At 70.6% G+C, this 21,281-nt stretch carries 24 protein-coding genes; 10 read left to right on the plus strand and 14 right to left on the minus strand.

Going from position 1 to position 21,281, the window contains the following annotated elements:
* Positions 1-122 precede the first annotated feature (122 nt).
* Positions 123-359 carry an SHOCT domain-containing protein gene (locus AB0H43_RS04375; protein WP_359996322.1) on the plus strand — a complete coding sequence of 79 codons (237 nt, stop codon included), beginning with the start codon at positions 123-125 and terminating at the stop codon, positions 357-359.
* On the opposite strand, the gene AB0H43_RS04380 is transcribed toward AB0H43_RS04375, so the two are convergent.
* The 3 genes from AB0H43_RS04380 to AB0H43_RS04390 all read right to left on the minus strand — a co-directional run bounded on the left by AB0H43_RS04380 (position 360) and on the right by AB0H43_RS04390 (position 4,136).
* Positions 360-1,046, minus strand: coding sequence for a M23 family metallopeptidase (locus AB0H43_RS04380; RefSeq protein ID WP_359996325.1), 687 nt, complete (start codon positions 1,044-1,046; stop codon positions 360-362).
* A gap of 67 nt (positions 1,047-1,113) precedes the next feature.
* Positions 1,114-1,566 (minus strand): cupredoxin domain-containing protein, encoded by a 453-nt coding sequence (locus tag AB0H43_RS04385; RefSeq protein WP_359996328.1) that lies wholly within the window; start codon positions 1,564-1,566, stop codon positions 1,114-1,116.
* The gene (locus AB0H43_RS04390; protein ID WP_359996331.1) at positions 1,563-4,136 is read right to left on the minus strand and encodes a Dyp-type peroxidase; all 2,574 of its coding nucleotides are present in this window, start codon (positions 4,134-4,136) and stop codon (positions 1,563-1,565) included. Before AB0H43_RS04390 ends, AB0H43_RS04385 begins: the two co-directional genes overlap by 4 nt.
* 174 nt (positions 4,137-4,310) lie before the next feature.
* Here AB0H43_RS04390 and AB0H43_RS04395 point away from each other — a divergent pair, with 174 nt between their 5' ends.
* Positions 4,311-5,276, plus strand: a complete 966-nt coding sequence (locus AB0H43_RS04395) for a cation diffusion facilitator family transporter (protein ID WP_359996333.1) — start codon at positions 4,311-4,313, stop codon at positions 5,274-5,276.
* On the opposite strand, the gene AB0H43_RS04400 is transcribed toward AB0H43_RS04395, so the two are convergent.
* The 3 genes from AB0H43_RS04400 to AB0H43_RS04410 form a co-directional block, all read right to left on the minus strand.
* A complete protein-coding gene (locus AB0H43_RS04400) occupies positions 5,273-5,878 on the minus strand; it encodes a cation transporter (protein WP_359996336.1) in 606 nt (201 codons plus the stop codon). The two genes, AB0H43_RS04395 and AB0H43_RS04400, sit on opposite strands and share 4 nt — an antisense overlap.
* A 26-nt stretch (positions 5,879-5,904) precedes the next feature.
* Complete coding sequence (locus AB0H43_RS04405; RefSeq protein ID WP_359997401.1) at positions 5,905-6,234, minus strand: metalloregulator ArsR/SmtB family transcription factor; 330 nt, start codon at positions 6,232-6,234, stop codon at positions 5,905-5,907.
* Between the two features lie 72 nt (positions 6,235-6,306).
* Positions 6,307-8,397 (minus strand): MMPL family transporter, encoded by a 2,091-nt coding sequence (locus tag AB0H43_RS04410; protein ID WP_359996339.1) that lies wholly within the window; start codon positions 8,395-8,397, stop codon positions 6,307-6,309.
* 109 nt (positions 8,398-8,506) lie between these two features.
* Between AB0H43_RS04410 and AB0H43_RS04415 the strand changes: the two genes are divergently transcribed.
* The gene (locus tag AB0H43_RS04415) at positions 8,507-8,995 is read left to right on the plus strand and encodes a MarR family transcriptional regulator (RefSeq protein WP_359997404.1); all 489 of its coding nucleotides are present in this window, start codon (positions 8,507-8,509) and stop codon (positions 8,993-8,995) included.
* A gap of 6 nt (positions 8,996-9,001) precedes the next feature.
* On the opposite strand, the gene AB0H43_RS04420 is transcribed toward AB0H43_RS04415, so the two are convergent.
* The gene (locus AB0H43_RS04420) at positions 9,002-9,418 is read right to left on the minus strand and encodes a nuclear transport factor 2 family protein (protein WP_359996342.1); all 417 of its coding nucleotides are present in this window, start codon (positions 9,416-9,418) and stop codon (positions 9,002-9,004) included.
* A 148-nt stretch (positions 9,419-9,566) separates the two neighbouring features.
* On the opposite strand from AB0H43_RS04420, the gene AB0H43_RS04425 reads away from it, so the two are divergent.
* On the plus strand, positions 9,567-10,460 hold the full coding sequence (locus AB0H43_RS04425; protein WP_359996344.1) for a DMT family transporter: 894 nt from the start codon (positions 9,567-9,569) through the stop codon (positions 10,458-10,460).
* Positions 10,461-10,545: 85 nt separating this feature from the next.
* On the opposite strand, the gene AB0H43_RS04430 is transcribed toward AB0H43_RS04425, so the two are convergent.
* Positions 10,546-11,196, minus strand: coding sequence for a helix-turn-helix domain-containing protein (locus tag AB0H43_RS04430; RefSeq protein WP_359996347.1), 651 nt, complete (start codon positions 11,194-11,196; stop codon positions 10,546-10,548).
* Positions 11,197-11,296: 100 nt separating this feature from the next.
* Here AB0H43_RS04430 and folE point away from each other — a divergent pair, with 100 nt between their 5' ends.
* The gene (gene folE, locus AB0H43_RS04435) at positions 11,297-11,881 is read left to right on the plus strand and encodes a GTP cyclohydrolase I FolE (protein WP_359996349.1); all 585 of its coding nucleotides are present in this window, start codon (positions 11,297-11,299) and stop codon (positions 11,879-11,881) included.
* A gap of 12 nt (positions 11,882-11,893) precedes the next feature.
* Positions 11,894-13,111 (plus strand): FAD-dependent oxidoreductase, encoded by a 1,218-nt coding sequence (locus tag AB0H43_RS04440; protein WP_359996352.1) that lies wholly within the window; start codon positions 11,894-11,896, stop codon positions 13,109-13,111.
* A 103-nt stretch (positions 13,112-13,214) separates the two neighbouring features.
* Here the strand turns inward: AB0H43_RS04440 and AB0H43_RS04445 are convergent, their stop codons facing one another.
* Complete coding sequence (locus AB0H43_RS04445) at positions 13,215-13,436, minus strand: hypothetical protein (RefSeq protein ID WP_359996355.1); 222 nt, start codon at positions 13,434-13,436, stop codon at positions 13,215-13,217.
* 61 nt (positions 13,437-13,497) lie between these two features.
* On the opposite strand from AB0H43_RS04445, the gene AB0H43_RS04450 reads away from it, so the two are divergent.
* Positions 13,498-13,965, plus strand: a complete 468-nt coding sequence (locus AB0H43_RS04450) for a hypothetical protein (RefSeq protein WP_359996358.1) — start codon at positions 13,498-13,500, stop codon at positions 13,963-13,965.
* A 115-nt stretch (positions 13,966-14,080) separates the two neighbouring features.
* Positions 14,081-16,324, plus strand: a complete 2,244-nt coding sequence (locus AB0H43_RS04455) for a hypothetical protein (protein WP_359996361.1) — start codon at positions 14,081-14,083, stop codon at positions 16,322-16,324.
* Here AB0H43_RS04455 and AB0H43_RS04460 read toward each other — a convergent pair.
* The gene (locus AB0H43_RS04460) at positions 16,296-17,177 is read right to left on the minus strand and encodes a polysaccharide deacetylase family protein (protein ID WP_359996364.1); all 882 of its coding nucleotides are present in this window, start codon (positions 17,175-17,177) and stop codon (positions 16,296-16,298) included. The two genes, AB0H43_RS04455 and AB0H43_RS04460, sit on opposite strands and share 29 nt — an antisense overlap.
* A 62-nt stretch (positions 17,178-17,239) precedes the next feature.
* Between AB0H43_RS04460 and AB0H43_RS04465 the strand changes: the two genes are divergently transcribed.
* Positions 17,240-17,599: a MerR family transcriptional regulator gene (locus AB0H43_RS04465; protein ID WP_359996367.1), complete on the plus strand. Its 360-nt coding sequence runs from the start codon at positions 17,240-17,242 to the stop codon at positions 17,597-17,599.
* Here the strand turns inward: AB0H43_RS04465 and AB0H43_RS04470 are convergent.
* Positions 17,589-17,903 carry an STAS domain-containing protein gene (locus tag AB0H43_RS04470; protein ID WP_359996370.1) on the minus strand — a complete coding sequence of 105 codons (315 nt, stop codon included), beginning with the start codon at positions 17,901-17,903 and terminating at the stop codon, positions 17,589-17,591. The genes AB0H43_RS04465 and AB0H43_RS04470 overlap by 11 nt on opposite strands.
* Positions 17,904-17,916: 13 nt before the next feature.
* Positions 17,917-18,312: an ATP-binding protein gene (locus tag AB0H43_RS04475; RefSeq protein ID WP_359996373.1), complete on the minus strand. Its 396-nt coding sequence runs from the start codon at positions 18,310-18,312 to the stop codon at positions 17,917-17,919.
* A gap of 142 nt (positions 18,313-18,454) precedes the next feature.
* Here AB0H43_RS04475 and AB0H43_RS04480 point away from each other — a divergent pair, with 142 nt between their 5' ends.
* Positions 18,455-18,958: a TspO/MBR family protein gene (locus tag AB0H43_RS04480; protein WP_359996375.1), complete on the plus strand. Its 504-nt coding sequence runs from the start codon at positions 18,455-18,457 to the stop codon at positions 18,956-18,958.
* Positions 18,959-18,971: 13 nt separating this feature from the next.
* On the opposite strand, the gene AB0H43_RS04485 is transcribed toward AB0H43_RS04480, so the two are convergent.
* Together AB0H43_RS04485 and AB0H43_RS04490 are read right to left on the minus strand one after the other, a co-directional pair.
* Positions 18,972-20,486 carry a molybdopterin-dependent oxidoreductase gene (locus AB0H43_RS04485; protein WP_359996378.1) on the minus strand — a complete coding sequence of 505 codons (1,515 nt, stop codon included), beginning with the start codon at positions 20,484-20,486 and terminating at the stop codon, positions 18,972-18,974.
* 58 nt (positions 20,487-20,544) lie between these two features.
* The gene (locus AB0H43_RS04490; RefSeq protein WP_359997407.1) at positions 20,545-21,168 is read right to left on the minus strand and encodes a fasciclin domain-containing protein; all 624 of its coding nucleotides are present in this window, start codon (positions 21,166-21,168) and stop codon (positions 20,545-20,547) included.
* Positions 21,169-21,281 lie beyond the last annotated feature (113 nt).

Below are 21,281 nucleotides of genomic sequence, written 5' to 3' on the forward strand. Positions count from 1 at the left end.
TGCCCCTTGACGAACCGTGCGGCAGAGTTCATACGAAGGCCTGATGAGCGGGTCTTTCGGCCCTAGGCGAGCGAGGGCGGCCGACCGATTCTGGAAGTAGATCGCAGGCTGGGAGGCCCGCCATGATGTACGGATACGGATTCGGCGGCTGGTGGATGATGCTGATGCCGCTGCTGTGGACCGCATTGATCGCCCTCGGCGTCTGGGCTGTCGTTCGGTCGCTCCCGCAGAACGGGCCACACCGGGAGACTCCGCTGGAGATCCTTGACCGCCGGTACGCCCACGGGGAGATCGACGACACCGCGTACGCCACCGCGCGGGCCAGGTTGACGGACCGTTCCCGCCCGCCCGTCGGCTGATCAGAGCTGGATCTGCAGCTGAAGGTCGACGCCCCGGTCCTTGAACCAGTCCACCGTCGTGACCGCCTGGCCGTCGACGTGGACCTCCAGGTGCAGGTGTGGTCCGGCGGAACGGCCGGTGTTGCCGACCAAGCCGATGGTCTGACCGGCGGCGACCTTGTCGCCCGGCTTCACCAGGAGTTCCGAGGCGTGGCCGTAGAGGATGACGACGCCGTCACCATGATCGATCATGACCATTTTGCCGTAGCCACCCCGCCATTCGGCGACCAGGACGGTGCCTGAGTGGACCGCGGAAAAGGGGGTGCCTTCGGCGATGACGAGATCCGCCCCGTTGCCACCGGCGTCGCCCAGTTCGTAGTCGCGCATCGGCAGCACCCAGGAGGCGGACTCGGCGACAGTCTGCGTCCCGCTGGAACGGTTCTGGCGGCCCGTCTGATCGGCGGCCCGCGTACGCTCGCTTTCGGCGTGAGTAGGCCAGGCCGGTCCCTCGGCGCCCAGGTGATCGGGCGTGTGATCGGGGAGAATCGCGCCCGCGGCGGTGGCGGCGATCGCAGCACCGGCCAGCGCGGTCAGCGAGACCGCCACGTAGCGTCGGCGCGACGGCGCGGGCGCTCGCCGGCGGCCACGGTAGGCGTCACGGTCGTCAAGACGCTGCGGCCGGTACTGCACCCGGTATACCTCCACCATGGACGATCCGACGTGGCGCGGACGAGACCACCTGAACGGTAGTCACGATAGGGTGCCGGCACAAGGATCAGTTCGCGGCGCTGACCTCGAGGGTGCCTTGCATGCCCGATGTCACGTGGTACGCGCACGGCATCGGATAGGTGCCGGGTTGCGTGACCGTGAGGGTGATCGTCCGGGTCTGCCCGCCGTTCACGTTGCCGCCGTCGACCTCGGGGACGGTGTCGACGCTGATGTCGTGCGGGGTGACGCCGGTGTTGCGGAAGGTGATCTCGATCGTGCCGGTGGTGGCCCGGACGACGTCGGGATGCAGCCGCAGGTCGTCACCGATGGCGACCTCGACCCGCTGTACGCCGTCCGATCCCTTGGTGGCGACCGCGGGCGAGGGTGCGACCGTCGCGGTGGCGGTCGGCATCGCGGCTCCGGCCCCGCCGGGACCGCCTTCGGTCCCCCACACCGCACACCCGGTCATGCTCGCCAAAGCGAGCGCTGCGACGAAGACGCTCATGGGCCGCCGGGTCATGACAGGTCCCCGCCGAACAGCGCCTGCCCGATGTAGCCGCCGTCGCGTACGCCACCGGGGACGGCGAACAAGGCGCTGGCTTCGTGCCGGATGAACTTCGACAACGCGTCGTTGCCGGCCAGCCGCTGCTGGACCGGGATGAAGCCGCGCCGAGGATCGGCCTGGTACGCCAGGAACAGCAACCCGGCTTCGTCGCCGGACGTGTAGGACCAGCCTCGGCGCAGCATCGCCGCACCGTTGTTGAAGGCCGGCGCCGCGAGGCGGATGTGGGCGTTGACCGGGATCGCCGGCGAACCGCCGGCGTCGGTGGTGCCGTAGTTGGCCGGGGTGGTCTCCTGCCCGCCGGACAGCGGAGCGCCGGTGTCCTTGCGACGGCCGATGACTTTCTGCTGGGCTTCGAGGGTCTGCCGATCCCAGTCGTCGAGCAGCATCCGGATGCGGCGTACCACCAGGTAGGAGCCTTCGCGGAGCCAGGCGGGCTGGTCGTCGCCGGAGACGAAGACCTTCGTGGCGAAGTCGGGGTCGGACGGCTTCGGGTTGTTCGTGCCGTCGACTTGGCCCATGAGATTGCGGCCGGTGCTGCCCGGTGCGGTCGCGCCTGGGGTGGCCGCGAACCCGGTCTGCTGCCACCGGAGCCGGGCGACCGGTCCGGCGATACGCCGCAACACTCGCCCGGCGTGGAAGGCGACCAGCGGATCGTCAGCGGCGACGACCACACCGAGGTCGCCGTCGCTGGCGGCCGGATCGAGGCGTTCGCCGGTGAACGCGGGCAACGGGCTCAGCGCCGCCGGGCGTGCCGCCTCTGGAATGCCTGCCTTGCCGAAGAGGCTCGGCCCGAAGCCGAATGTGACGGTCAGCGCGCACGGCCCGGATCCGGTGACGACATGGTCGTCGGGCTGGCCGACGCCTTGACCCTCAGCCATCCGCGCGGCCGCCGTCGACCACTGCCGCAGCAGACTTTGCAACGCCTTGGCGTCGACGCCGTCCAGCAGGTCGAACGCGGCGACCCAGCTGTGGGCCTGCGGTTGGGCGGGCACGGCGATGCCGGACTGGCGGGAGCCGTGGTACGCCACCCGGGCCGCGCCGACGTCGGTCAGTGCGGGACCTGCGTTACCGGCCGAGGCCGCTACCGGGGTCTCGCCGGGACGCAGACTGATGCCGATCCCCGTACCCGCGACGACGCCGACCCCGCCCACCGCCAGATACCCGGCGACGCTCCGGCGCGGTACGCCGGACCCGCCGCTCGACGCCCCGGCGCCGACCAGCTCCGCGTTGTCGTCACGGTTCGTCGTGCCCACGGCAACCGGCTCCGGAACGCCGTCGTCATCCGCCGGGCTCGGATCGACACCGCTCCCCGCGACGGAAACGAAGCCGCCCGCAGCCTTCGAGTCACGACCGCCCGGCACAGCGGTCCCATCACCGCTCGCGGAGTCCGAGTCAGGGGCGCCAGCCGCAGGGGAACCGTCGCCGCCCGCAGGGCTGGTGGAACCGGCGGCCGCCGCCGCTGCCGCGATCCGCTGGCGAGCGGACCGCAAGCTCAACAGGGCCACCGCGATGACGAGACCGACCGCGGTGCCGATGACGAACGCGACGGTCGCCCGGTCGAGGGTGAGGCTGAGTCCGGTCGGAGCCGACGAGCGCCACCACACCGGTGCGTCGTCCAGGGCCATCGAGAAGCCGAGGAGCGCGCCGACGCAGGCGGCGATCACGGCGGCGAACCGGGACCGGTAGGCCAGCCGCCAGGCGGCGAGGATCCCGAACGGCCACACGACCAGGGCGGTGGCGTCCGCGCCGAGCAGAGCACCGAGCCGTTGGGCGAGGCTGCCGGTCTCGACGGCGGCGACACCGGCCGAGTGCAGCAGGTCGGCGGCCAGCATGAGCCCGGTTCCGGTGGCGAGCAGCCGGTATCCGGCGCGTGGCAGCACTCCGCCGATCGCGACCACTGCCGCGATCGCGAGCGCCAGCAGCAGCCACGGTGTCGGGGATGGTCCCGGAATCCAGTCCAGGGTCCCGGTCGCGGCTAGTGTCTGCCCGCCGTAGTCGAGCACGACTTTCCACTCGCTGACCCGGTGTTCGGCGGCTGGGTCGGCCGCGACCGGTGCGGGCAACGTCTTGAGCATCCAGTGGATGCGATGGTCGTGCCATCGGTACACGTGCTCGCTGGAGACCTTGCGCCAGCGGGGTGCGCCCTTGCCGTCCACTCCGGCGGGCACCACCGTGGTGGCGTACCGGTCGGTGTTGAGGTAGGTCGCCGGCGAGTTGTCGTTGAGGAAAACGCCGCCGGGGCCGATCTTCGCGTACGGCTCACCGGTGTAGCCCTGCACGATCAGGTCCTGGCCGGTGGTGTTGACCGCTTGGAGCCGCGATCCGTTCTCCACCACCGAGAGGCTCACTCCGGCGACCCCGGGCGTCAGCGCCGACAGGGTCGTCCGGAAGTTGGTGGCGCCGGCCCCGGCCACCTCGTGCGCCTCTGCTGCCGACGCCGGCCACACCAGTCCAGCGGTGGCCACCACCACGAACAGCATCCGTAGCAGTGACCGGCGGAACCGGCCGGCGAGGCGATCGCGCATTCCGGGCACCTTTCGCAATCGAGATCAGGTCGCGGGCGGGGGCAGCTTACCGGGCGTACCTGGAGCACCGGATCGTTCACCCCGCGCGGCGTGATCTGGGGCAACCGGCACGCGGAACACGACATTCATATTCAACATTGGCTGAATTCACGTTCGCATGTACCATTCCGCATCGTGTCGACCCACGATGAACACGGCCACAGCCACAGCCACGACCTGTCCGCCGACGCCGATCGCCGCTGGCTGTCGGTGGCCTTGGCGCTGATCGGCGGCTTCATGGCGGTCGAGGTCGTCATCGGCGTCATCGCGCAGTCCCTCGCGCTGATCTCCGACGCCGCACACATGCTCACCGACGCCGCGTCGATCGTGCTCGCGTTGATCGCGATCCGGCTCGCCGCCCGCCCGGCCCGCGGCCACTACACCTACGGGCTCAAACGCGCCGAGATCCTCTCAGCGCAGGCCAACGGTTTGTCGCTGGTCCTGCTGGCCGGGTGGCTGGGCTACGAGTCGGTCCGCCGGCTTCTCGACCCGCCAGAGGTCCACGGCTGGCTCGTCGTGGTCACCGCCCTCACCGGCGTCGCGGTCAACATCGCCGCCGCGTGGGCGATCAGCAAGGCCAACCGCACCAGCCTCAACGTCGAGGGCGCCTTCCAGCACATCCTCAACGACTTGTACGCCTTCGTCGCGACCGCGATCGCCGGCCTGATCATGGTGTTCACCGGTTTCGACCGCGCCGACGGCATCGCGACTCTCGTCGTCGTGGCGCTGATGCTCAAGGCCGGACTGGGGCTGTTGCGCGACTCCGGGCGGGTCCTCCTGGAGGCCGCGCCGGCCGGTCTGCAGCCGGAGGCCATCGGCGACCAGCTGGTCGGCGTACCCGGCGTCGTCGAGGTCCACGACCTGCACGTCTGGGCGATCACCTCCGGCCAGCCGGCCTTGTCGGCGCACGTTCTCGTCGATCCCGGCCGCGACTGTCACGCCGTACGCGGCCAGCTGGAGAACCTGTTGCACCAGCACCAGATCAGCCACACCACGTTGCAGGTCGACCACGCCAGGGGCGATCTGCTGACCGTCGGCCGGCAACCGGACGCCCAGCACTGCGCCGACGCCCACGGCCGCGTCCACACGAAAGCCGTTTAGTGCGGGCAGCAGGTGTCGCCGCGCCAGGTCTGAACGCCCTCGCGGATCGCGATCCCCGCGATGACCAGGGCGGCCGCCGGATCGGCCCACCACCAGCCGAGCACCGAGTTGGCCACCAGACCGATCAGCAGCACAGCCGACAGATAGGTGCACAGCAGGGTCTGTTTCGAATCGGCCACGGCGGTCGCCGAACCGAGCGCACGACCGGCGCGGCGTTGTGCGTACGACAGGCTGGGCATGACCGCGAGCGACACCGCGGCCAGGACGATCCCGATCGTGGAGTGTTCGGCGCGTTCGCCGCCGACGAGCGAGACCGCCGACTCGACCCCCACGTACGCGGCCAGCAGGAAGAACGAGACCGCGATGATCCGGAGGGTGACCCTCTCGCGTCGCTCGTGGTCGGCGGCGGAGAACTGCCAGGCGACCGCGGCGGCCGACGACACCTCGATCACCGAGTCGAGGCCGAACCCGATCAGTGCGGTCGATGACGCGACCGTCCCGGCGGTGACCGCCACGATCGCCTCGACGACGTTGTAGCCGATCGTCGCGGCGACCAGCAGCCGGACGCGACGCACCAGTGCCGCGCGCCGCGCGGCCGTCATGGGACCGGTTGCCGACAGCGACGTCATCAGCAGCAGTCGTCGCGGTCGGCTTGCGGGCAGACGGTCGGGTCGACGGCGAGCACCAGACCGAGCAGGTCCCCGAGTGCGTGCGAGAGCCGCTGGTCCGACAGCTCATAGCGCGACCGGCGGCCCTCGGCGACCGCGATGACCAGCCCGCAGCCGCGCAGGCAGGCCAGATGGTTGGACAGGCTCTGCCGGGACACCCCCAGCAGGTCGGCCAGGTCCGACGGGTACGCCGGCCCGTCCCGCAGCGCCAGCAGCAGCCGCGCTCGAGTGGGGTCGGACAGGGCGTGCCCGAAGCGGGCCAGCACCTGTCCGCGGGTGGCCACGGGAATGGCGTCGTCCAGCGTCCTCACATGGACGACAGTACAGCACAAGCTGAATACAAGATAGCGTGAATTCTTGCCTCACCTCACCGACGGCTCGCCGGCTCGATCCTTCTGCTGGACGATGACCGGCGACGTGCCCCGATACGGGCGGCCAGGCCACCAGAACCGTTCGCCTGACAGCATCGCGATCGCCGGGACGAGCAGCGTCCGGACCAGCAGCGTGTCCAGCAGGACGCCGATGCCGACGATGATCCCGAGTTCGGTGAGCGTCACCAGCGGCAGGACGCCCAGCACGGCGAAGACCGCGGCCAGCAGAATGCCGGCGCTGGTGATCACGCCGCCGGTGACGCTCAGCGAGGTGAGCATTCCCGCCCGGGTGCCGTGCCGCACGGCCTCCTCGCGTGCCCTGGTCGCGAGGAAGATGTTGTAGTCCACGCCCAGCGCCACGAGGAACAGGAACGACAACAGCGGCACCTCGTTGTCGAGCGCGGCGTAGTCGAGCACGTGGACGAAGAGCAGGTTCGCCGCGCCCAGCGCCGCGAAGTAGGTCGCCACGACGGTCAGCACGAGAACCACGGGCGCCACCAGCGACCGCAGCAGCACCAGCAGGATCAGGAAGACCACCGCCAGCACCAGTGGGACGACCCGGCGCAACGCGGTGAACGACGCCTCCCGTTCGTCCAGATTGGTCGCCACCGTTCCGCCGACCACCGCGTCCGCGTCGGCGACCTGGTGCACCGCCGTACGCAGCGCCTTGACCGTGTCGTAGCTGGCCGTCGAGTCGGGTTCGGCGTCGAGGACGACGTCGAACGACACCCAACCGGCGGCCTTCTCCGCCGGGCGTACGCTCGCCACCCCGTCGGTGCCGTCGATCGCCGCGAACACCGAGTCCTGGCGGCTGTCCTTGGCGACGACGATGACGGGATCGGCCGCGCCGGAGGGGAAATGCTTACCCAGCGTCGTGAGCGCGTCGATCGACTCCGCCTGGACGCGGAACTGTTCGGTCCGGCTCAACCCGATCCGGACGTCCGACAGTCCCGCCGAAAGCAGGGCCAGGAAGACCAGCGAGAGCGCGACGACCATCCGGGGCCGCCGGGCGACGAACCCACCGGCGCGCGCCCAGAGCCCGCGTCCCGTCTGCTCCTCGGACTGGCCCTCGCGGGGAACGAAGGGCCAGAACAGCCCACGGCCGCAGACCACGAGCGCGGCGGGGAGCACCAGCAGACCGAACAGGGCCGCGACCGCGACACCGACCGCCCCGGCGACGCCCAACGCCTGGTTGAAGGTCAACGGCGCGGCAAGCAGGGTCAGCAGTCCGAGGATCACCGTCACCGCGCTGGCCGCGATCGCCGGGCCGGCCGAGCGTACGCTGCGCCGCATGGCCTCCCGGCGATCGCCGTGACGGCGTAGTTCCTCGCGGTATCGGGCGATGAGCAGCAGCGCGTAGTCGGTGCCCGCGCCGAAGACGATGACGTCCACGATGCCGGTCGTCGACGGGTCGAGCAGCAGTCCGGCCGTCCGGTTCAGCAGAGCCAGCAACGCGTTGGTCACCATGTCGGCCGAACCCACCACTGCCAACGGGATCAGCCACAGCCACGGGCTGCGATACGTGATCAGCAGCAGCACCGCCACGACCACGACGGTGACCAGCAGCAGGGTGGTGTTCGCGCCGTCGAAGGACGCGGCGATGTCGGCGGTGAACCCGGCCCCGCCGGTCACCTGCGCGGTGAGCCCGTCGGGCCGTCCCTCGCCCGCGATCGTCCGTAGCTGCCGGATCGTCTCGGACAGCTCCTCGATCTGCTGGCCGGCCGGCAGGGGCACGGCCACCAGGACAGCGCCTTCCTGCTCCGCCTTCACCGGGGGCGCGACCTGTCCCCCGACGGCGAACTTGGCGAACGCGGCGGAGTCGGCCGCGATCTTCCGGTCGTCGGCCTCGGTCAGCTTCCCGCCATCGCGGGCGTAGACGACGAGGGCCGGATTGACCTGGCCGCTCGGGAACTGCTTCTGCAATTGCGCCACCCGCACCGACTCCGTCGAGTCGGGCAGCCCGCCGGTCGCGTCGTTGGTCGTCGTCGCCTCGCCGCCGACACCCACGAGGGCTCCGGCCGCCAGCACTGCCACCAGCAGGACAAGCCAGGCGGACAACCGCCCGGTCAGCACTCGCAGCATGGTCCACTCCCTCGAAGGTGTCTCGTCACCCGAACATCATTGCAGACGACTATCTCGTCTTCAGAGATACCCACCTCGCGAGGTTATAGTGCTCCGCGTGACGGACAGCGTGTTCCAGCGCGCCGACGATCCACGAGCCAAGCTCGTCGGCGAGATCATCAGCGATCTCCACCTGTATGGGGCGCACTCCCAGCACATCGGCGACGCGTTCGCCGCCCGGAACCAGCTCGGCCAGGCCGACCTGCACGCACTGCTGCTGATCATGGAGGCGGAGCTGGCCGGGGAGCCGATCACGCCCGGCACGTTGCGCGAAGAACTCAACTTCTCGTCCGGCTCGATCACCGGAGTCATCGACCGGCTCGAGGCCGCGGGTCACGTCCGGCGGGATCGCGACACCGCCGACCGCCGCAAGATCTTCCTGCGGTACGCCGCCCCCGGCGCGGAGGTCGCGCGGGACTTCTTCCGTCCGCTCGCGCGGCGTACGGAGGATGTCATGGCGCAGTTCTCCGACGCGGAACTGCAGCGGGTTCAGACGTTCTTGACCGCGATCGTCGGCTCGATGCGGCAGCACCGCGACGATCTGCGTACGCGCAGCTGACCCGCCCTATCGGGGTGTTTCCCCACGCGCTCGCGCCGACCGGGCGTGGTCGATGTAGTCCCGCGATTCGACGATCCGCCCGTCGCGTACGCGCATGACGAACACGCACGGAACGGCGAAGCGCTCGCCGCTGGCGATGTTCTCACCCTGGTACTCGAACTCGGCGACGACGACCTCGGGGTCGGTCGTCTCATGCACCCGGATGTTGCCCGGCCGCCGCCGGATCGGCGACGTCCAGCCCGGCGGCGGAGTGAAGTGCTGCCGCAACTCCTCCCGGCTCAGCATCGGCGACTGATCCGCCGCGAACGGGTGCGACACGTCCGTACGGTCGGCGTACAGGTCGATCGCGTCCTGCCACCGCTCGTCGCACACCGCGTGCACCAGGCGGTGGAAGACCTCGGCCGGGGTCGGCGACTGCGTCATGGATCAAGTAGACACCGAACAGCCGGCGCGACTGACGGATCGGCCGACCGGCAGCGGACGTCGCAGCGCCCGCCGCCGGTCGGCACCCAGAGCCGTCAGCGCGAAAAAGCAGGTGACCCCCTGCGGCCGAGGCGTCGATCATGAAACCGTGGCAGAAGTGAGCACCGCCCCGACCGAGCACGCCCAGTCGTTGAACACCCGCGTCTTCGGCTCGGTCCCCCCGACGGTGCTGGTCCTGCTCGGCATCGTCAGCGTCCAGCTCGGCTCGGCCGTCGCCAAACATCTGTTCCCAGTGGTGGGCAGCTTCGGCACCGTCGCGTTACGCCTGTTCTTCGCGGCCGCGGTGTTGGTACTGGTGTGGCGGCCGTCGGTACGCCTGAGCCGCCGCGCCTGGACGGTCGTGCTCGGCTATGGCGTCGTCCTCGGGCTGATGAACCTGTGCTTCTATCTGGCACTGGCGCGCATCCCGCTCGGGATCGCGGTGACCGTCGAATTCCTCGGGCCGCTGGCGGTGGCCCTGGCCGGGTCGCGGCGGTGGCTGGACGTCGTCTGGGTCGCGCTCGCGGGCAGCGGGGTGTTCCTGCTGATGGAGGGCGGCGGCGAGCTCAACCTCGCCGGTCTGCTGTTCGCCGTGGCCGCCGGCGCGCTCTGGGGCCTGTACATCCTGGTCGGCGCGGCACTGGGCCGGCATACGACCGAAGGCAACGGACTGGCGCTGGGCATGGCGATCGCCGCCTGCATCGCGGTGCCGGTCGGCGTCGCCGACAGCGGTACGGCGCTGCTGCATCCGGGTGTCCTGGTCGCCGGACTCGGGGTGGCGCTGCTGTCGTCGGTGATCCCGTACACGCTGGATCTGGAGGCGCTGCGCCGCATCCCGCCGAACGTCTTCGGCATCTTGATGAGTCTGGAACCGGCGGTGGCGGCCGCGATCGGCCTCATCGTGCTCCAGGAGTCACTGGACTGGTCCCAGTGGATCGCCGTGTTGTGCGTGGTCGCCGCCTCGGCCGGAGCCACCCTCGGCGCCCGCCCCTCGGGAACGTGATCATTGCGCCAGCCATGCTGCTTGAACGGGCATTTTGCCGCCTGAAACGACATGGCTGGCGCAATGATCACGCGAGTGGAAAGGATTAGCTCTGGCGGCGGCAGATCTCGACGCAGCACGCGTCGGGCCGGGGCGCCAACCGCGCGGCGAGGTCCGGATCGCCGGAGACCACGCCTTCGACGTATGCGTGGTTCAGTCCGCAGACGAGTTCGGTCTGCTCGGCGGCCAGCGCGTGGAACGGGCAGTTGCGCAGGATCAGCCGGTCGGGGTCGCCGGGTTCGAGTTCGGGTTCGAAGCCGAGGTCGTCCAGCACCCGGGCGGCCTCGGTCAGTCCGTTGACCGGCGTGCTGTGCGCGCGGCCGCGGGCGTACGCCTCTTCCCGGGCGGCGTCTCCGGCGTGGGACGGTCTCCGGGCGACGGCGGCGGCGAGGACGCTGGCGATCAGCTCGTAGCGCCGGGGTGGGATCGCGACTTCGAGGTCTTCCCCGGCCGAGTAGACCTTCGGGGTGCGACCGCGCCCTCGGGGCCGGTCCGCCGGCGCCTCGTACGCCGTCCGCAAAAGCCCGGTCTCGGCGAGTTTGTCGAGGTGGAACGCGGCGAGGTTGCGCGAGACGCCGCAGGCGTCAGCCGCCTCCTCCCGGGTCACCGGGCGGTGCTGGCGGCGCACGTGGTCGAACAGGGCGCGCCGGACCGGATCGGCCAGCGCCGACACCGACTGCCACACCTGTTCCGCCACGCCACCAGAATATCACCAACGTCGGCTATTGAAATAATGCCGCCCCGGATGGAGGATGCGAATAAGACCAACTGCAGTTGGCGAAAACATGGGAGTGATCATGCAAGTGACCGCCGTGCGCCCGCGAGTACCCGAGCGCGACCTGATCGCCGCCGAGCAAGCGGCCACCGCGTTCCTGACCGCGCTCGGGCTGGACATCGGCTCGGAGAGCATGCGGGAAACGCCGGCTCGCATGGTCCGCGCCTACGCCGACCTGCTCAGTCCCCGCCCGTTCCGGCCGACCACGTTCCCCAACGACGAGGGCTACGACGAGCTGGTCCTCGCCCGCGACATCCCGATCCGGTCGGTGTGCGAGCACCATCTGCTGCCGTTCGTCGGCGTCGCGCACGTCGGCTACCTGCCCGGCGAACGCATCCTCGGACTGTCCAAACTCGCCCGCGTCGTCGAGCTGTTCGCGCACGGGCCGCAGGTGCAGGAACGGCTCACCAAGCAGATCGCCGACTGGCTGTCCGACCAGCTCTCCCCCAAGGGCGTCGGCGTCGTCATCCAGGCCGAGCATTTGTGCATGACGCTGCGCGGCGTCCAGGCCACCGGCGCCACCACCGTCACCTCGACCCTGCTGGGCACCCTGCGCGAGGACGCCCGCTCCCGGGCCGAATTCCTCGCGCTCACCCAGCCCCGCTGAAAGGACGTCCACATGCGACACATCATCGTCGGTGCCGGGCTCGCGGGCGCCAAAGCCGCCCAGACGCTGCGCGACGAGGGCTTCGACGGCGACATCACGCTGATCGGCTCCGAATCCGAGCTGCCCTACGAACGGCCGCCGCTGTCCAAGGGCCTCCTGCTCGGCGCGACGCCGCGGGAGGAGGTCTACGTCCACAAACCCAGCTGGTACGCCGAAAGCAGCGTCGAGGTCCGCACGGCGACGACGGTGGCCGACATCGACCGCACCGCGCATCGGATCACGACCGACGCCGGCGAGGTGCTGCCCTACGACAAGCTGCTCCTGACGACCGGCTCGTCGCCGCGACGGCTGCCCGTGCCCGGTGCCGACCTCGACGGCGTGCTCTATCTGCGTACGCTCGCCGACAGCGACCGCGTCTCCGAAGCGCTGCGGGACGGCGTACACGTGGTGATCGTGGGAGCGGGCTGGATCGGCCTGGAGATCGCGGCGGCGGCCCGCACGCGCGGTGCGCACGTGACGGTCGTGGAGACGGCGAGCCTGCCGTTGCTCGGCGTGCTCGGCCCCGAGCTCGCGCAGGTCTTCGCGGACCTGCACCGCGACCACGGCGTGGCGTTCCGGTTCGGCGCGCAGGTCAACCGGTTCGACGGCGACGGCAGCGTCCGCGGCGTCGGTCTCGCGGACGGCACCGACCTGCCCGCCGACGTCGTCATCGTGGGCGTGGGCGCGCGGCCGAACGACGACCTCGCCGTCCGGGCCGGACTCGACGTCGGCAACGGCGTCGTCGTCGACTCCCAGCACCGCACCTCCGATCCGGACATCTTCGCCGCCGGTGACGTCGCCTGCGCGTTCCATCCGGTCTTCGGCCGCCACATCCGCACCGAGCACTGGGCCAACGCCCTGGACGGCGGGCCGGAGGCCGCCCGCGCCATGCTCGGCCTGTCCGTGCCACCCGACCGGCTGCCGTTCTTCTTCACCGACCAGTACGACCTCGGCGCCGAGTACGCCGGATTCGCCGCGCCCGGCGACGCCGACCGGCTCGTGTTCCGCGGCGACCGCGACCGCCGCGAGTTCGTCGCGTTCTGGACCCGCGACGGACGTGTCCTGGCCGGCATGAACGTCAACGTCTGGGACGTCACCGACGACATCCAGCGGCTGATCCGCCTGCGGAAGCCCGTAGACCTCGGCGTGCTCGCCGACAGCGAGGTGCCGTTGAGCGAGGTGCAGGCCTGACCCCGGGCGCACGCTATAGTGCGCCGTGGCCGACGAAGCTCTCTCCGAACTGGACACTCCCGCTGACCACAGCGCGACGAAGACCGAGGTCTATCTCGGCCTATTATGGCTGGGCATCACGGTCTTCACCGCGTACGCGTCGACGCACGGAGTGCCCGGGGCGCCCGGCCCGATCAGCGCGGCCGTCGAGGCGATGCCGGACGTCATCAGCTCCGTCGCTCGTCACGGCGGCCACCATCGCGGCGGCGGCCGGGTCCCGCCACGCGAGCGCCGTCCGGCGACTGCTCATCGGGCTGGCCGCCGGAGCCGGCTTCGGCGTCGTCACCGCGTTCGGCGTACGCCTCGCCTATGGCGACAGCGCGTCGGTCCTGAGGCTGAGTGTCACCGTGGCGGCGGCCTGCGTCCTCGGGGGCGCGTTCGCGATGCTGCCGGGTGCCGTGCTCGACGCCAGCCTGTGGGCGATGACCTGGGTCCTGTTCGCCGGGCTGATCCTGTCGGTCCTCAAGCCTCACCTGGTGACGATGCTCGGTGGCGGCGCGACCGGTCAGAGCCGCTTCCTGCTGCTCCAACCGGCGGTGGCCGGCCTGCTCGCCGCCATGCACTCGGTCCGGTGGCTGCGGGCGGAGAATCCGGCGCTGTTCTGGTTCCCGGTGGCGGGCGCGCTGTCGGGCGTCTACCTGCTCGCGACCGAGGGCCTCGGGCACTTCGGCGGCAAGGTCCTGGCGGCGACGCCCGACAGCGCCGCAGGCGAGGCCTTGTTCACCGACGCCGCCAAACTCAAGTACGCCGTCATCGTCCTCGCCGTCGGCGGCGTACTCGCGCTCCTCATCGCCGCCCGGCGACCCCGCGCCTGACGGGCGCCGGGGGCAGGCCCGCCCGAGACCGAAGACCTCCCGTCGTCGTTGAGTGAACTGGTCGACACCGTCAGGCTGCCGCTGGGCGGGTGAGTGAACAGTCGCTGGGGGCCTGATGACCGTCGAACTCCACATCCGCGCCGAGATCCTCGGAGTGCTCGTGGCCCGATCGGTGCACGAGCGCCTCCGCACGGCCAGCCTTCCGCCGCTCGGCGAGTTCTACGTGGACCACCTCGACGTGGCCGACGAGCCGGTCCGGTTCGACCCCACCGGCACCGTCGTGCGCATCCGGGTGCCGGTCGACGTGTTCGTCGTCTCCCGCGACGACCTGCTCAACGCGCCCAACGACGAGCCGGCGGCAGTGCGTACCCCGGTCAGCCGGGTCGGGCTGATCCTCGAACTGAGCAGCGACGGCGGCGCGGCCTTGCTGCGCGTCGTCGACGTCGACGCCGGCCCCGTCGCGGCCGCCGCCGGAGCCGCGCACGCGGCGATCGTGGCGGCGCTGTCCGGCCAGATCCGGATCGAGCTGGGCGCCGTCGTCGAGGCGCTGGGTCTGCCCGCGCCCACGACGTCGTCGGTGGTGCTGGCCGGGACCGCGATCGCCGTCCGGTTCGACCCGGCCGGGCCGGCGGTCGAGCGGCTGTTCCCGGGACAGGACTGGGGACTGTTCGTCAGCGGCGGGGCGATCGAGCAGCTGGTCCAGAACCGGCTCCCCGCGCTGCCGCCGGCGCTGGTGACCTCGGCGTCGGTCACCCCGCACTGGCGGCCGGCCGGGACGACCCCGCACGTCGACCTCGACTACGCGGGCAAGCCGGTCCTGCCGGACCCGTTCACCGCCGACGTCGACGGCACCTTCTTCTGCGACCTGACGCTGCTCGGCGCACCGGAGCAGAAGGTACGCGTCATCGTGCGGGACTGGTCGCTGCACATTCACGCGGCCGGGATCCCGGGGATCGTGGAGAGTGAGATCGAACAGTCCATCATGGATGCGTTCACCCCGTCCGCCGTCGGCGGCACCGCGCTCGGCGGCCACTCGTTCGCCATCGACGGCCCGCGGCTGCCGGAGGTCGGATTCGCCGACGGGCAGCTCGCCTACGAGTCGGCGTACGCCAGCCCTGACGGGATGACGATCGGCGGGCCGGTCCGCGTCTACGGCGGCGCGGTGCTGTTGCACGCCGGGCTCAGCTGGGATCGCGTACGCCTGGTCAAGTCCAGCGACAACCCGATGCAGGTGGTCGTCTTCTGCTCCCAGGGCGGCTCCCCCGACCAGACGATCAGCCCCGACAGCCTGGGCACCTCCGGCGACGCCACGTTCACCGGCATCGGCGCGTACGGCGGGTTCGAGGTGGTCTCCGGCGGACCGGCCGTCCCCGAGCACATCCACGTCGACCAGCGGAACACCGACACCCTCCGAGTCCATTTCGGATATTCGGCGCTGGCCGAGCCGATCGCCGACCGGGTGCGGCTGATCGTGCGTACCGGGCGGGGTGTGCGCTGCGTCGACTTCGGCCAGCCGACGTCGCTGAGCGCCGACGAGGCGGCCACCATGGCCGGCTTCGCCCAGGTGATCTACATCGACGACTGCCCGATCATCGTGGAGCACACCGATCCCGCGCTGTCCTGGGTGGACCAGCATCCGCAGTGGAACAAGTGGCAGCCCGACGACGCCGTCGCACTGCCCGAACGGCAGGACTGGTCGGCGTACACGGCCGGGTTGACCGCGCTCGGCGTACAACTGGTCACCCTCACCGGGCTCGACGCCGGTGAACTGGTGACCTTCCGCTCCCGCGAGCACGAGGTCACGGTCACCGCCGACGCGCAGGGCCGCGCGATGGTCCCGGTCTTCCTCTCGGTCCGTGACCGGCTCGGCCCCGCCCGGCTCACCCGCGTCACCCGGCGCAGCCTCGACGGCGCGGTCAGTGTCCGTTCGGCCGTCTTCCGCCGCCGGGCCAGCCTGCCCGCCGGCGTCGCCAATCGGCTCGCCGTCGAACCGGACGGCCGCGCACTGGTCACGGCCGATCTCGGCGATCGCCAGGTGGTCCACGAGGTCACCGGCACGACGCTGCGGGCGCTGCCAGGAGATCAGCGGGTACGCCCAACGCCGGCCCGCGCCGTCACCGCCGACGTCGACCTGCCCGGCGTCGAGACCGTCATCGGCGTACCCGGATTCGGCGACGAGCCCGTCGCGCTGGCGCTCATGAGCGACGGGCGGCCTGCCCGCGTCCTCGACCTGACCGGTGGCACACCCCGCGTGGCGGGCATGATCCACGGCCCGGTCGGCCGGATCGACGAGCAGGCCCCCTGGGCGATCGCCGACGGACCCGGCGTCGTCAGCCTCTTTCACGTGACCCGGAACTGACCGACCGCACGTAGTGCGAGGCGATCTCGTCGCTGGTGGTGAGCCAGACGTCCGGCTGGGCCGCGAGGAACGCCAGCGCCTGGTCGACGTACTTGGCCCGGAACGGCTGCCCGGTCACGAACGGGTGCAGCGCGAGGGCCATCACCCGGCCGCTGTCCTGCGAGTCGGCCAGCAACTGCTCGTACTGGTCCTGCACAATGCGGACGAACTCCGGACCACTGGTGCCCTTGCCGAACAACCCCAGGTCGTTCAGCTCTACCGAGTAAGGGACGCTGATCAGGCCCGGCACGTTCAGCCGATACGGCTGGTCGTCGTTGGTCCAGTCCAGCACGTAGTCCAGGCCCAGTTCGGCGAGCAGCCGGGGTGTCTCGAAGGTCTCGGTGAGCCCCGGTCCCATCCAGCCCCGCGGGCGCTGCCCGGTCGCCGCCTCGATGGTGTCCACGACGTCGGTCAGGAACACCTTCTCCTCGTCCGGATCCATGTTCGCCTGCAGGATGGAGTTGGTACGCCCGTGGGCGAGCCACGCCCAGTTCCGGTCACGCCCGGCCTGGATGATCTGCGGATAGTGCCGGGCGACGTCGGAGTTCAGCAGCACACTGGCCCGGATGCCGTGCCGGTCCAGGCTCTCGGCCGTCCGCCACACCCCGACGCGTACGCCGTAGTCACGCCAGCCGTAGTTGAGCGCGTCCGGCACGAGATCGGCGGTGCCGGGCCAGATGCTGGTCGACGGCCGGTCGAGGAGGAAGTGCTCGATGTTGAGCCCGACGTAGAAGGCGACCTTCTTCCCATCCGGCCAGCTGATCCGCGGCCGTTCGGTGATCGGGCTGTAGTCGAAGAGGTTTGCGTTTGCCATGCCAGGACGGTAAGACTTGACATCAGTGTCAAGTTCAAGTCGTTCTCGCGGAGGTTCGGCGGATGCGCATCGGTGAGCTGGCCCGCCGGACCGGGGTAAGCGAACGCTCGCTGCGCTACTACGAGCAGCAGGGGCTGCTGATCGCCGACCGTACGCCCGGCGGCCAGCGTGACTATCCCGAGCGGGCGGTCGACCGGGTGATCCGCATCCAGGAATTGTTCGCCGCCGGCCTGCACAGCCGGAAGATCGCCCAGCTCCTGCCGTGCATGTGCGACGCCGACGGCGGGCCGTCCGAGATCGCCGACGCCCAGCTCGTCGACGACCTGACCGCCGAGCGCGACCGCATCGACCGGCTGATCGGGGAGCTGCGCAACTCCCGTGAGATCCTCGACGACGTGATCACGGCGGCTACTACTCGCTGAGCGCCTCGCCGCCGGTCAGCTCGGCCAGCACACCGGTGACGAGCAGGACCCGGTGCACCAGTCCGGTGACGCCGATCAACCGCAGGTCACTGCCCGCCGCGCGGGCGGCGTCCCGGGCCCGGACGAGCGTGCCGATGCCGGAGGAGTCGCAGAACCGCAACTCGTGGCAGTCCACGAGGATCTCGGTCGCCTCGCTCGCCTTCTCGACCGCCGCGAGCAGGTCGACGCCGGTCAACAGATCGAGTTCGCCCGCCAGCTCGAGATACGCGACCGGGCCCTCCCAACGATCGGTGATGGTCAGCATCAACGCCTCGCCCTCAGAACGCCACGGCCGGCGGGCATGCGCCCAACCGCACCCAGACCCGCTTGCCGCCCTGGAACTCTTCCACGCCCCACCCTTCCGAGATGGCCTCGATGATCTGCAGCCCGAAGCCGCCGTCGTCCCCGGGGTCCCGTCGCCGCGGCACCACGGACGAGCCGTCGGCCGCCTTGATCGTGACACCTTGCTCGTGTGACTGCACACTCAGCTCGATACAGCCACCACCATGGCGGACGGCATTGCTGACGAGTTCGCTGACGAGCAATTCGGCGTCGTCGAGCCAGCCGGTGTCCGGAAGGTCCCAGGCCACCAGCATGTCCCGGACCAACGTCCGAGCCGCGCCGGGTGCGCGTACGCCCAGCGGCAGGTCGAATCTCGCGGTCAACTCACTCAATGCCTTCACCTCCTTTGCGATCGGCCGGTTCAGTCCACAATGCCGATACCCAATCGATGGAGTCGGCATGCACGAGCCGCCGGATACCGCATTTCGGGCGAACTTCGTTTCAGGACCCCGACGTCTGGGCATTGACGTGCCCATGACAGCTGCCCCGGCCTCCCCGGCCGTCGACCGACGCCACGGACCACGCCGTTGGTGGGCGCTGGCCGCGTTCCTCGCCGCGGTGACCGTCACGGCCGCCGTCGGAGTGCTCGGCGTCTCCGGGACCGCCGACGAGTACGCCGGGCTCGACCAGCCGTCGTGGGCCCCGCCGTCCTGGCTGTTCGGCCCGGTCTGGACGCTGCTCTACGTGCTGATCGCGATCGCGGGCTGGCTGGCGTGGCAACGGATCGGCTTCACCGGACCGCTGTGGGCGTACGCGGCACAACTGGTCCTCAACGCAGTCTGGACCCCGCTGTTCTTCGGCGCGGGGCGCTACGGGATGGCGTTCGCCGACATCGTGATCCTCTGGGCGCTGGTCGTCGTCACGACGGTCGCCTTCCTGCGCGTACGCCGCAGTGCCGGGTACCTTCTGCTCCCCTACCTCGCCTGGGTCACCTTCGCCGCCGCGCTGAACTTCGCGATTTGGCAGCTCAACACCTGACGGCCCAACGGATTCAGCCGACCGTCACGGCCAGCGTGTGCCAGCCCGTCGCGCCGTCGGGAAACGGGGTGACCCGCGACTCGGGCTGCGTCTGCCCGGTGCTGTCCGTCGCGCGTACTCGTAACGTGTGCCCTCCACGCGACGCGTGCCACCGGTGCCGCCACTGGACCCAGGTGTCCTTTGTCGCGGTCGGCCACAGATCGACAGGTTCCCATGGTCCGTCGTCGACCTGAAGCTCGACAGCGTGGATGCCCCGGCCCTGTGCCCACGCGACTCCGGCGACGGTCACATCTCCGGGCGGAACATTGGCGAAGGCGGCAGGCCGGTCGATGCGTGCCGCCGGCTTCACCGGCGCCTCCCGCGCCCAGCCCCGGCGCACCCAGTACGCGTCGAAGTCGCCGAACCGGGCGAGTTCCAGTTCGGTGATCCATTTACACGATCCGGCGTACCCGTAGAGTCCCGGAGTGAGCATGCGTACGGGAAACCCATGATCCAGCGGCAGCGGCCGGCCGTCCATGCCGACGGCGAGCATGGCGTCCCGCCCGTCGAGCAGCGTCGCCGTCGGCGTACCCAGGGTCATGCCGTCGACCGACCGGGACACGACCTGATCGGCGTCGGCGTGCACACCGGCTTCCCGCAGCAATGGCGCCAGCAGTACGCCGAGCCACCGGGCAGTGCCGACGTACGGCCCGCCCACCTCGTTGGAGACACAGGTGAGGGTGATGTCCCGCTCGATGAGCCCGCGCCCGAGAAGGTCGCCGAAGTCCAGGGTGACGGGCCGGTCGACCAGCCCGTGGATTCGCAGCCGCCATCGATCCGCGTCGAGCCGCGGCACCGTCAGGGCGGTGTCGACCCGGTAGAACTCGTCGATCGGCGTGTAGAAGCCCGGGGTGGTGACTCGCGGACCGGCCGGCTGCACCGGCGCGGGCAGCCGGATCGCTTCGCGGGATCGGGCACCGGACGCAGCCGCGAGATGCCGGGCGACGCCGGCCACGCCGCCCGCGGCGACCGCGGCTCCGGCTGCCGCGCCGGCGGCGAGAAGGAACCTGCGACGGTCCGCCGGTGCGGCCTCGGCCGCCGACGACCGCACTCGGGGGAGCCTGTGCAGGAGGTACCCGAGGATCGGCGCGGCGACCAGGCCCGCCAGCAATGAGGGCACCGCGTCGAACAGCCGCGCTCCCGGGCGAGCCAGAACGGCGGCCGCGCCGACGAGGCCGAGCACGCCGAACCCGGCCTGGGCCAACCGCAGCCGCCGTCGTCCCAGTATGCCCAGGCTCGCCGCCACGAGGATGAGCGCAGCGCCGATACCGGCCAGCAGCAGCGGCTTGTCGTGGGTGCCGACCGTGCGGACCGCGTACTCCTTGACCGGCGTCGGGGTGGCGTCGATGACGGCGGAGCCGATGCCGATCACCGGGGACGACTCCGGCCGCAGGACGGTCGCGGCCAGTTCTGCGACGGCCACTCCGGCGACGGCGGCGAGCACTCCCCCCACGGCAGCGGTGACATTCGGGCGATTCACGACGCGCATGGACGGTCCTCCCTGGTGGTGGGCTCGCCGGCTCCGCCGGCGAGCCCAGGGATGGGGATCACTTCGGCATCAGCACGCTGTCGATGATGTAGACGGTCGCGTTGGCGGTCTGCACGTTGCCGCACACGACCTTGGCCGTCCCGTTCACGGTGAAGTCCGTTCCCGACCCGGTGACGGTGAGATCGCCGCCCTGCAGCGTCTTGTGCGTACCGGCGAGCTGGTCGGGCGCCAGCTTCCCGGAGACCACGTGATAGGTCAGGATCTTGGTGAGCGTGGCGTTGTCCGCGAGCACCTTGTCCAGATCGGCCTTCGGAATCTTGGCGAACGCGTCGTTGGTCGGCGCGAAGACGGTGATGGCCTGAGCGCTGTTGAGCGTGTCGCCGAGGTTCGCCTTCTGCACGGCGGTGACCAACGTGGACAGCATCGGATTGCCCGCCGCGGCGGTGGCGACCGGCACCTTCGCCATGGCGTCGAAGCTGCCGGGGTTGGCCGGATCGGTCGGGACGGCGGCGCAGCCGGGTCCGAACTCGCCCGAGGCCGACATGCCGGCCGACGCGGTCGCCGACGGCCCGGCGGACGCCCCGGCGGCGCTCGACGTCGTGGCGCCACTACTGCACGCGGCCAGCGCCAGCGTCGTGACCCCGGCGGCGAACAGCGCGGCGAACGTCTTCTTCGGCTTCATCATGAACACCCCTCTTCGTGGGACTCCGGCGGAATCCCCGTCGCTGGGGATTCGGCCGGTGCCATCGATCGGATGGGTGCAATCCGGAAAAATCTGATTCGCGTTCCACGCGG

Source organism: Hamadaea sp. NPDC050747, from assembly GCF_040654195.1.
Taxonomy (GTDB): Bacteria; Actinomycetota; Actinomycetes; order Mycobacteriales; family Micromonosporaceae; genus Hamadaea.